We start from the raw sequence: 11,033 nt of genomic DNA on the forward strand, positions 1-11,033 counted from the left end.
AAACGCCCTCACCGCACGGCCCGTTCCTCGAAGGGGCCACCGAACGGCGTCGGCCTGCGGTCAGTTGACGCCTCGGACCGGGCTCGCGCGGTGCGGCCCGGCCTGAACCGACGGGCCGTTACGTGGTGAGGGGCGCCGGTCCGCCGCCCGTGCCCGGCTCCAGTGCGTCCAGCGCGCGGCGCAGACCGGTGAGCTTGCGCTCCAGATGGGCGGCGGTGGCCACGGCCGCCGCGTCCGCCGACTCGTCGTCGAGCTGCTTGGAGAGCGCCTCGGCCTGCTCCTCGACGGCCGCGAGGCGCGCGGAGAGCTCGGCGAGCAGTCCGGCGGGCTCCTTCTCGTGGTCGGCGCCCGGCCGGCCGCCCTCCAACTGGAGCCGCAGCAGCGCCGCCTGCTCGCGCAGCTGGCAGTTCTTCATGTACAGCTCGACGAAGACCGAGACCTTCGCGCGCAGCACCCAGGGGTCGAACGGCTTCGAGATGTAGTCCACCGCGCCGGCCGCGTACCCCCGGAAGGTGTGGTGCGGACCGTGGTTGATCGCGGTGAGAAAGATGATCGGGATGTCACGGGTCCGCTCGCGGCGCTTGATGTGCGCCGCGGTTTCGAATCCGTCCATGCCCGGCATCTGGACGTCCAGCAGGATGACCGCGAAGTCGTCCGTGAGCAGCGCTTTGAGCGCCTCCTCCCCTGACGATGCCCGGACCAGTGTCTGATCGAGCGCAGAGAGGATGGCCTCCAGCGCCAGCAGATTCTCCGGTCGGTCATCGACCAGGAGGATCTTGGCCTTCTGCACCATGGCCCGTCCTCCTCGCCCCGGAATTGCACCGGGCGCCGCCCCAGGGGACGACTCCCTTACGCCGTCCGTCCTTGTGCCGGTCATGGTAGCCGCACCCCGCCCGTCACCACACCCTGTCACCGCGATGTCACTGTGCACACAGGGAAAACGCGGTGGGAGACGAGAAGGTTCCCCGGAATCCGCCTTCCCACACTTCTTCGGACACAGCCGGTCAACAAATCACGATTGATTCGCCCAATTGACGATCACTCTCCGCGCATCCACTGCTGCATAACCGAAAACAGATGATCGGAATCGACCGGCTTGGTGACGTAGTCGGATGCGCCCGACTCAAGCGCCTTCTCCCGGTCCCCCTTCATCGCCTTCGCGGTCAGCGCGATGATCGGCAGCCCCGCGAACTGCGGCATCCTGCGGATCGCCGTGGTCGTCGCGTATCCGTCCATCTCGGGCATCATGATGTCCATCAGTACGACCGTCACATCGTCGTGCTGCTCCAGGACCTCGATCCCCTCGCGCCCGTTCTCCGCGTAGAGCACCGCGAGTCCGTGCTGCTCCAGCACGCTGGTCAGCGCGAAGACGTTGCGGATGTCGTCGTCGACGATCAGCACCTTCTCCCCGTTGAACCGGAACGTCCCGCGGCTCTCCGGCTCCTCCTGGCCCGCGGCCGGCCAGGTCTCCTGTGCGCCCTGCTGGGGCTCCGCGGCGGCAGGCCGGGCCGGCAGCGCGGGCTGCTGCGCGGAGCCGCCCAGGGCCTTGCGGCGGCGCCGCAGCAGGCCCGCCGCGCCGCCCTGTCCGGTCCCGCCGCCCGAGGAACCGCCGGACCCCTGCCCGTAGCCCTGCGCGCCTCCCGGCTGGCCCTGCGGCAGCGCCTGGCCCGGCGCCGGCAGCCTGCCGCCCTCGACCGGTGTGCCGTGCACCTCCAGCGGGCCGGGAGCGATCTGCGGGTAGCCCTGCGGCGGGAGTTCGCTCGGGTGCAGCGGCAGGTACAGCGTGAACGTGGAGCCGCGGCCGGGCTCGCTCGCCGCATGGATCTCGCCACCGAGCAGCCGGGCGATCTCGCGGCTGATGGACAGCCCGAGGCCGGTGCCGCCGTACTTGCGGCTCGTCGTCCCGTCCGCCTGCTTGAACGCCTCGAAGATGACCAGCATCTTGCTCGACGCGATCCCGATCCCCGTGTCGGTCACCGAGAACGCGATGAGGTCGCCGTCCGCGTCCCGCAGCGAACCGGCCTCCAGCAGCTGCTCCCGGATGGCGTCCGGCACCTCGGCGCCCGCGTGCCGGATCACCAGCTCCACGGCGCCGCTGTCGGTGAACTTCACCGCGTTGGAGAGCAGATTGCGCAGCACCTGGAGCAGCCGCTGCTCGTCCGTGTGCAGCGTCGCCGGCAGTTCCGGCGAGACGCGGACGGAGAAATCCAGCCCCTTTTCCGCGGTGAGTGGCCGGAACGTCGCCTCCACGTAGTCGACCAGCTGGACCAGGGCGATCCGGGTCGGGCTGACGTCCATCTTGCCCGCCTCGACCTTCGACAGATCGAGGATGTCGTTGATCAGCTGGAGCAGGTCGGATCCGGCCCCGTGGATCGTCTCGGCGAATTCGACCTGCTTGGGCGAGAGATTGCCCTCGGCGTTGTCGGCGAGCAATTTGGCCAGAATGAGCAGCGAGTTGAGCGGGGTGCGCAACTCGTGGGACATGTTGGCCAGGAACTCCGACTTGTAGCGCATCGAGACCGCGAGCTGTTCGGCACGCTCCTCCAGGACCTGGCGCGCCTCCTCGATCTCGGTGTTCTTGACCTCGATGTCGCGGTTCTGCTGGGCCAGCAGCTCGGCCTTCTCCTCCAGTTCGGCGTTGGAGGCCTGGAGGGCCTTCTGCCGGTTCTCCAACTCCTGCGACCGGTCGCGCAATTGCTCGGTCAGCTCCTGCGACTGCTCCAGCAGCTTCTCGGTCGTGGTGTTGACGCTGATCGTGTTGACGCTGGTGGCGATCATCTCGGCGAGCTGGTTGAGGAAGTCCCGCTGGATGTGCGTGAACGGCTGGAACGAGGCCAGTTCGATCACACCGAGGACCTTGCCCTCGAAGAGCACCGGCAGCACGATCACATGCGCGGGCGGCGCCTCGCCGAGTCCGGAGGAGATCTTCAGGTAGCCCGGCGGCACGTTGTCCACCTGGATGGTCCGCTTCTCCTCGGCCGCCGTGCCGATGAGCGTCTCCCCGGGCCGGAAGGACGTCGGCATGGAACCGGCCGAGTAGCCGTAGCTGCCCCGCATCCTCAGTTCGTACGAACCGTCCTTGTCGCTCTCCGCGCCGAGCGCGTCGGTGTCGCCGGTCGCCATGGCCAGGAAGAAGGCCCCGTGCTGCGCGGAGACGACCGGGGTCAGCTCGCTCATGATCAGGGAGGCCACGTCGTCCAGATCGCGCCGGCCCTGCATCAGGCCGGAGATCCGGGCGAGGTTGCCCTTGAGCCAGTCCTGCTCCTTGTTGGTCGCCGTGGTGTCGCGCAGGTTGGCGATCATCGTGTTGATGTTGTCCTGGAGGGCCTGGATCTCGCCCGCCGCGTCGACGTCGATCTTCAGGTTGAGGTCGCCGCGGGTCACCGCCGTGGCGACGGCCGCGATGGCCCGCACCTGACGGGTCAGGTTCCCGGCCATCTCGTTCACCGACTCGGTGAGGTCGCGCCAGGTGCCGTCCACGTCCCGCACCCGGGCCTGACCGCCCAGCTGCCCCTCGGTGCCCACCTCACGGGCCACCCGGGTCACTTCCTCGGCGAACGACGAGAGCCGGTCGACCATCGTGTTGATGGTGTTCTTCAGCTCCTGGATCTCGCCCCGGGCGTCGATGTCGATCTTCTTGGTGAGGTCGCCCTTGGCGATGGCCGTGGTGACGGTGGCGATCTGACGGACCTGACCGGTCAGGTTGGAGGCCATCGAGTTCACCGACTCGGTGAGGTCCTTCCACGTACCGGAGACGCCGGGCACCCGGGCCTGACCGCCCAGCTCGCCCTCCGTGCCCACCTCGCGGGCGACACGGGTCACCTCGTCGGCGAACGACGACAGCGTCGTCACCATCGTGTTGACGGTGTCGGCCAGCTCGGCGACCTCGCCACGCGCCTCGACGGTGACCTTCTTCGTGAGGTCGCCGTTGGCGACCGCGGACGAGACGCGGGAGATGTTCCGCACCTGACTGGTCAGATTGTTTGCCATCAGGTTGACGTTGTCGCTGAGGTCCTTCCAGATGCCCGTCGCTCCGCGCACCCGGGCCTGGCCGCCGAGGATGCCCTCGGTGCCCACCTCACGGGCGACCCTGGTCACCTCGTCGGCGAAGTTGAGCAGCTGGTCCACCATCGTGTTGACGGTCGTCACCAGTTCGAGGATCTCGCCCCGGGCGTCGACCGTGATCTTCTTGGAGAGGTCGCCGTTGGCGACGGCGGTGGTGACCTCGGCGATGTTGCGCACCTGGAGGGTGAGGTTGTTCGCCATGCCGTTGACGGACTGCGTGAGGTCCTTCCACGTACCGGAGACGCCCTGCACCTCGGCCTGACCGCCGAGGATGCCCTCCGTACCCACCTCGCGCGCCACCCGCGTGACCTGCTCCGCGAAGTTCGACAGCTGGTCGACCATCGTGTTGAGCGTGTTCTTGAGCTCTAGGATCTCCCCGCGCGCGTCCACGTCGATCTTCTGCGACAGGTCACCGCGCGCGACCGCCGTGGCGACCTGCGCGATGTTGCGGACCTGGGCGGTGAGGTTGCCGGCCATGCCGTTCACCGAGTCCGTCAGATCACGCCACACCCCGGCCACACCGGGCACCTGGGCCTGACCGCCGAGCCGTCCGTCGGTGCCCACCTCGCGGGCCACCCGGGTCACCTGCTCGGCGAAGGCGGAGAGCTGGTCGACCATCGTGTTGATGGTGTTCTTGAGCTCCAGGATCTCGCCGCGCGCGTCCACGTCGATCTTCTGCGACAGGTCGCCCCGCGCGACCGCCGTGGTCACCTGTGCGATCTGGCGGACCTGGGAGGTGAGGTTGCCCGCCATGAAGTTGACGGAGTCGGTCAGTTCCTTCCACGTCCCGGAGACGCCGTCGACCCGCGCCTGACCGCCGAGCCGGCCCTCCGTACCCACGTCACGCGCCATCCGCGTCACCTGGTCGGCGAAGGACGACAGCTGCGCCACCATCGTGTTGACGGTGTTCTTCAGCTCCAGCATCTCGCCGGCCACGTCCACCGTGACCTTCTGCGACAGATCACCGTTGGCGACCGCCGTGGTGACCTGCGCGATGTCGCGCACCTGACCCGTCAGGTTGCGGAACGCCGTGTTCACGGAGTCCGTGAGGTCCTTCCACGTACCCGCCGCGCCCGGCACCTCGGCCTGCCCGCCGAGCCGCCCCTCGACGCCGACCTCACGCGCCACCCGGGTCACTTCCGAACCGAAGGACTGGAGTTGGTCGACCATCGTGTTGACGGTGTTCTTCAGTTCCAGCATCTCGCCGGCCACGTCCACCGTGACCTTCTGCGTCATGTCGCCGCTGGCCACCGCCGTCGTCACCTGGGCGATGTCGCGCACCTGGATCGTCAGGTTCCGGAAGACCGTGTTCACCGAGTCGGTGAGGTCCTTCCAGGTCCCCGCGGCGCCGGGCACCTGCGCCTGGCCACCGAGCACACCCTGACCGCCGACCTCGCTGGCCACACGGGTGACCTCGTCGGCGAAGGTGCGCAGCGTCTCGGTCATCTGGTTGATCGTCTCGGCGAGCTGGGCGACCTCGCCGCGCGCGCTCACCCGGACCTTCTGCGACAGGTCGCCGTTGGCGACGGCCGTCGTCACCTCCGCGATGCCGCGCACCTGGGAGGTGAGGTTGCCCGCCATCGTGTTGACGGAGTCCGTGAGGTCCTTCCACACACCGGCGACACCCGGCACGGTCGCCTGACCGCCCAGCTCGCCCTCGGTGCCCACCTCACGGGCGACGCGCGTCACCTCGGAGGAGAACGAGGACAGCTGGTCGACCATCGTGTTGACGGTGTTCTTCAGCTGGGCCATCTCACCGGCCACATGGACGGTGACCTTCCGCGACAGGTCCCCCTTGGCGACCGCCGTCGTCACCAGCGCGATGTCCCGCACCTGCGCGGTCAGCCGGTACGCCATGGTGTTGACGGAGTCCGTGAGGTCCTTCCAGGACCCGGACATCCCCCGCACCTGGGCCTGCCCGCCGAGCTTGCCCTCGGTGCCGACCTCGACGGCCACGCGCGTCACCTGCTCGGTGAAGGCCGAGAGCTGGTCGACGAGGTTGTTGACCGTACGGGCGACCTTCAGGAACTCGCCGCGCAGCGGCCGTACCGTCTCGTCCGCCGTGTGCGAGCGCAGCTCCATCCGCTGCTCCAGGTCACCGTCGGCCACCGCCGACAGCACCCTCCCGACCTCCGAGACCGGGCGGGCGAGATCGTCGACCAGTTCGTTGGAGGCGTCGATCGCGGCGGCCCAGGACCCCTCGCAGGCCCCCGTCTCCAGCCGCTCGGTGAGCTTGCCCTCGCGGCCGACCACGCGCCGTACGCGCGCCAGCTCGCCCGTGAGGTGCACATTGCGGTCCGCGACCTCGTTGAAGACCGCCGCCAGCTCGGCCATGATCCCGTCGCCCGACACGGTCACACGCCTGCGGAAGTTGCCGTCGCGCATGGCCACCAGACCGGACAGCAGTCTGTTCAGTGCGGCGGCGTCGACCTCGACCGTTCCATTGCGCTGCTTCTTCACGGACTGTCCGCCTTTACTGCGCGTACCTGATCCCCGCGCCGCCACGTCAGACTCCACCGTGTCCCTCCCGCAGGGGTTGACCGAATCGCTCGGGCCTTGTCCGAGAGCTTGCCCAGATCCTCTGGGGCTCATCGCCACCGCCCACCGTCGACGGGTGACCATGTGGACGTCAAATCGTTGAAACGTACCAGGCCGGAACCGGTCGGGGTGCAACCTCCCGGGGTTGTCCCCCATCCCCGCATGAGGAAGCCCACACTTGTCCGGTCACAGGCCTCTTCCTGCCCGTCCTTGCCCGAACCCGCCCCTCGTGTATCCGGCACGCGGAGCGAGCGTCTAGCCTGGCAGGCGAATCGAAGCGGCGAGAAACGGGCACAGGACTCGGGGAAGCGACGAGACACCAAATGGGGAGTGCTGTGATCACGGCGCGCGCGGCTGCCACCTTCGACCCGGTGGGGCGCTCCGTCGCGACGGCCCGCGCCTTCGTCCGGGACACTCTCCAGGGCTGGGGGTACACGGACGTCGTGGACGACGCCGTCGTCCTCACCAGCGAACTCGTCACCAACGCCGTCGTCCACGCCGGTACGGCGGCGAACGTGCTGTGCCTGCGCACCGAGGACGGCGTCCGGATCGAGGTCTCCGACCACTATCCGGAACGGGAGATCCCGCTCCAGTCCACGGGGCTGGACATCGGCAGCCCCGACCGCGAGAACGGCCGGGGTCTGCTGCTGTGCGCGGCCCTGGCCTCCCGCTGGGGCGTCGAGTACTCCCCGACGCACAAGCACGTCTGGTTCCAGCTCGACCTCCCCGACCGCCCGGTGGGCATCCGCTCCGCCGGCCCGCTGCTGCCCGTCGGTCTGCTCCCGGTGACCGACGACCGGGTCAGGGTCGCCGTCGCCCAGATCGACAGCGCGGGCGCGGTCTCCGCGTGGAACGACGACGCCGCGTATCTCTTCGGGCACACCGCGGAACAGGTCCTCGGCAAACCCTTCACGGACTTCACCGCCTGGCCGCAGACGCCGGGCACCAACACCGGCATCGCGGACGCGCTGCGCCTCTCCCGCTGGGAGGGCAGCTACGGCCTGCGCGGCGCCGACGGACGCATCGTCCCGGTCTACGGTTCGCACCTGCGCGTCCGCGACCCCGAGGGCGAGCCGTCGACGGTCTGCCTGCTGGTACGCGACTACGAGCGCGCCGTCCTGCAGACGCCGGTCCGCGCCCCGGTCTCCGACGCGGCCACCGAGAGCCGGTCGACGGACCCCTTCGAGGTCTTCATCGGCTCCCCCGCCCCCGACGACCTGGACGGTCTGCTGCAGCGCACGGTCGAACGGTCCCGCGACATGCTCGACGCGGACGCGGCGTTCCTGCTGCTGGCCACGGACGACGAGACGGAACTGGAGGTACGGGCCACGACGGGCCTGCCCTCGGCCCGTCAGCGCTTCGCCCGGGTGCCCGTGGAGGCCGGCACGGGACGGTACGGCTCCGCGCGGATGCCGGCCGTCCACGAGGACCTCGACGCCGTCCCGGGCGCCGTCCCCCTGCTCGCGGACACGGGCATGCGCTCCGTCGTCACGGTCCCGCTGAAGGTCGAGGGCCGGCTGACGGGCTCCCTGGGCGTCGCCGCCGAGGCCGCCGGACGGTATTCGAACGAGGAGGCGCTGCGGCTGCAGTTCGCCGCGGACCGGATCGCCCTGGCCGTGGAGTCGGCCCGGCTCGGCGAGCTGGAACGGCTGCGCCGCGGTTCGCTGTCGTTCCTGGTGGAGGCCTCCGACCTGCTGGCCGGCACTCTGGACCGGGACCAGACGCTCGCCCTCATGGCACAGATGACCGTGCCGACGCTGGCCACGTGGTGCGCGGTGTACACGATCGCGGACCAGGCCTCGGAGCCGTATCTGTCGTACGTGCTGCACGAGGACGAGGAGCGGATCGACGGCCTGAAGGCCCTGCTCTCCAGGATCGCTCCGCCGGACCCGGTACCGACCCCGGGCGCCCGTGTGTGGGCCGCTCCGTCCGAGGCCGCGCATCAGGCGGCGCTGACCTCCTCGATGCGCGAACTCGGCCTCGGCGACACGGGCGGGCTCGGCACGAGCATCCGTACGACGCTGGCCACGGCGGCCGCGGTCGGCGGGGAGACCGTGGTCCTCCCGCTCGTCGCCCGCAACCGGGTGATCGGCATGCTCACGCTCGGCAAACCGTCCGACGACCACTTCCGCCAGGAGATCCTGGAGCTCGCCGAGGACCTGTCCCGGCGGGCGGCGCTCGCCCTGGACAACGCCCGCCTGTACTCGGAGCGCATGGCCATCAGCCAGTCCCTCCAGCGCAGCCTGCTGCCCCCGGGCCTGCCCGACGTCCCGAACGTCGAGATCGAGGTCATCTACCGCGCGGCCGGCGAGGGCAACGAGGTGGGCGGGGACTTCTACGACGTCTTCCCGATCCGTGACGGCGCCTACGGCTTCGCCATCGGCGACGTCTGCGGTACGGGGCCGGAGGCCGCCGCCGTCACGGGCCTGGCCCGCCACGCGCTGCGACTGCTGGCCCGTGAGGGCTTCGGCGGCCCGGCGGTCCTGGAGCGCCTCAACGCGGCGATCCTGGACGAGGGCGCCCGCAGCCGCTTCCTCACCCTGCTGTACGGGGAGCTGTGGCCCCAGGAGGACGGCAGCGCCCTCCTGAAGGTGGTCTGCGCCGGTCACCCCCTGCCGCTGCGGCTCCGCCAGGACGGCTCGGTCGAGGCGGCCGCCGAGCCCCAGCCCCTGCTGGGCGTCATCGAGGACCTGGAGCTCTACGAGCAGACGGTGACCCTGGAGCCGGGCGATGTCCTGCTCTGCGTCACCGACGGCGTCACGGAGCGCCGCGAGGGCACTCGCATGCTGGGCGACGACGGCCTGGCCGACGTACTGACCAACTGCACCGGCCTGACGGCGGGCGCCGTGGCGGCACGCATCCTGCGCGCCGTGGAACGGTTCGCCGCCGAGCCCGCCTCGGACGACATGGCCATCCTGGCCATGCGCGTCCCCGAGCCACCCCACACGGACTGAACCCCGCCTCCCGGCAGTGCGTTGGCGCGGGCCCTACGCCACTATGGGCTGGGCGCTGTGGAACACCTGGAGCAAGGACCTCAAGGTGAGTCTGGTGGTGTCGGCGGTCGCGACGACCGAGGGACTGATCGTGAACTGGGCGAAGGGGAAGGCAATCGACCCGGTGACGCCGCTTCCCTCCCAGATCACCCTTGTGCGCCAGGGATGGGCAGAACCCGTGACCTTCTCGCCTTCGGCGTCGGCCTCCTGGGTCTGGGCGGCCGGACGCTGTCCTAGTACTCCAGCCGTAGATCGTGTTCTTGCTTGTGGCGAGTGCTGGGGCACTGCCGTTGGCGGGTTGCAGGAGGTGGTCCCGCCGTCTGTGGAGTCGCTCGAATGACATGTAGCTTGTGGCGACATGCCGTTTCCCGATGAGCGCGGTCAGGTTGCCGTGGTGGAGTACCGCCCGCAGTGGCCGATGGAGTTCGAGCTGCTTGCAAGGATGCTGCGAGATGCGCTGGGTGACCTCGCGCTCGGGGTCGACCACGTGGGATCCACTTCGGTACCGGGCTTGCCGGCCAAGGACTGCATTGACGTGCAGGTACGGATGAGGTCGATCGACGAGGACAGGGATGTACCGCTGCTTGCGGTGATCGGCTTCCGGCGCCGCCCGGAGCCGTGGAACCGCGTCGAAGTCTCCGGCGGCCAGCGGTGTCACAAACTCGTCTTCGCGCCGCCGGCCGGCGCAAGGTCGTGCAACGTCCACCTGCGGGAGGGCGCCGGACCTAACGCCCGCTTTGCCCTGCTGTTTCGGGACTACCTGCGTGCGGACGAGGACGCCCGTCGGGCGTGGGGTGCATTCAAACAGCGGCTGGCACTGAGCGTGCCGGATCTGTTGGACTACGGGCAGATCAAGGCCCCCGCCACGGAGGTGTTGATGGCTGCGGCCGAACGGTGGGCCGCCAGTACCGGCTGGAGTGGTCCCGCGGTGGCTTGATCGAGTGCGCCGACGAGCGCACGCGGTCCCGCAGCCAACCGGCCCGGTCACAGGTGGGGCGGCTGGGAGACGGGGGTGCAGCCACCGCTGACAGAGTCGTGTGCGCACGCGGACGTCCTGACATGCGAAAGGCCCCCGCCTCGTGGCGGGGGCCTTTCTGACTGAGCCCCAATGCGGAATCGAACCGCAGACCTTCTCCTTACCATGGAGACGCTCTACCGACTGAGCTATTGGGGCCTTGCTGCCCTGCGGCAACGAGCTAAAGCATACCCTGAATCAGGGGGTCTGCAAAACCATCTGTCGCCCCGTCATGGCCCCGCCCACCAGCGGTGATTCAGGGACGTGGGCCGGGCGGGCCGGCGGGAGCCGAACACGGCCCTGAAACGCAGAAAAGCCCCGTGCCATCGGCACGGGGCTTTCCCACAATGATTGTTCGGCGGCGTCCTACTCTCCCACAGGGTCCCCCCTGCAGTACCATCGGCGCTGAAAGGCTTAGCTTC

At 69.5% G+C, this 11,033-nt stretch carries 4 protein-coding genes, 1 tRNA gene and 1 rRNA gene; 2 read left to right on the top strand and 4 right to left on the bottom strand.

What is annotated here, in order from left to right:
• Nucleotides 1-118 precede the first annotated feature (118 nt).
• Nucleotides 119-793, bottom strand: coding sequence for a response regulator (locus tag ACZ4FH_RS27060; RefSeq protein ID WP_467308030.1), 675 nt, complete (start codon nucleotides 791-793; stop codon nucleotides 119-121).
• A 245-nt stretch (nucleotides 794-1,038) separates the two neighbouring features.
• On the bottom strand, nucleotides 1,039-6,525 hold the full coding sequence (locus ACZ4FH_RS27065; protein ID WP_467308032.1) for a HAMP domain-containing protein: 5,487 nt from the start codon (nucleotides 6,523-6,525) through the stop codon (nucleotides 1,039-1,041).
• 401 nt (nucleotides 6,526-6,926) lie between these two features.
• Here ACZ4FH_RS27065 and ACZ4FH_RS27070 point away from each other — a divergent pair, with 401 nt between their 5' ends.
• Both ACZ4FH_RS27070 and ACZ4FH_RS27075 read left to right on the top strand, forming a co-directional pair.
• On the top strand, nucleotides 6,927-9,557 hold the full coding sequence (locus ACZ4FH_RS27070) for a SpoIIE family protein phosphatase (protein ID WP_467308033.1): 2,631 nt from the start codon (nucleotides 6,927-6,929) through the stop codon (nucleotides 9,555-9,557).
• Nucleotides 9,558-9,954: 397 nt separating this feature from the next.
• The gene (locus ACZ4FH_RS27075) at nucleotides 9,955-10,533 is read left to right on the top strand and encodes a GrpB family protein (RefSeq protein WP_467308035.1); all 579 of its coding nucleotides are present in this window, start codon (nucleotides 9,955-9,957) and stop codon (nucleotides 10,531-10,533) included.
• Nucleotides 10,534-10,697: 164 nt separating this feature from the next.
• On the opposite strand, the gene ACZ4FH_RS27080 is transcribed toward ACZ4FH_RS27075, so the two are convergent.
• Nucleotides 10,698-10,770, bottom strand: a tRNA-Thr gene (locus tag ACZ4FH_RS27080).
• 194 nt (nucleotides 10,771-10,964) lie between these two features.
• Nucleotides 10,965-11,033: ribosomal RNA gene (gene rrf, locus ACZ4FH_RS27085) — 5S ribosomal RNA — on the bottom strand; the annotation flags it as partial.

The organism is Streptomyces sp. NPDC024555 (assembly GCF_055559335.1).

Coding starts and splice junctions, on each gene's coding strand:
- ACZ4FH_RS27060 (WP_467308030.1), bottom strand. CDS start 793: ATGGTGCAGAAGGCCAAGATCCTCCTGGTCGATGACCGACCGGAGAAT.
- ACZ4FH_RS27070 (WP_467308033.1), top strand. CDS start 6,927: ATGGGGAGTGCTGTGATCACGGCGCGCGCGGCTGCCACCTTCGACCCG.
- ACZ4FH_RS27075 (WP_467308035.1), top strand. CDS start 9,955: ATGCCGTTTCCCGATGAGCGCGGTCAGGTTGCCGTGGTGGAGTACCGC.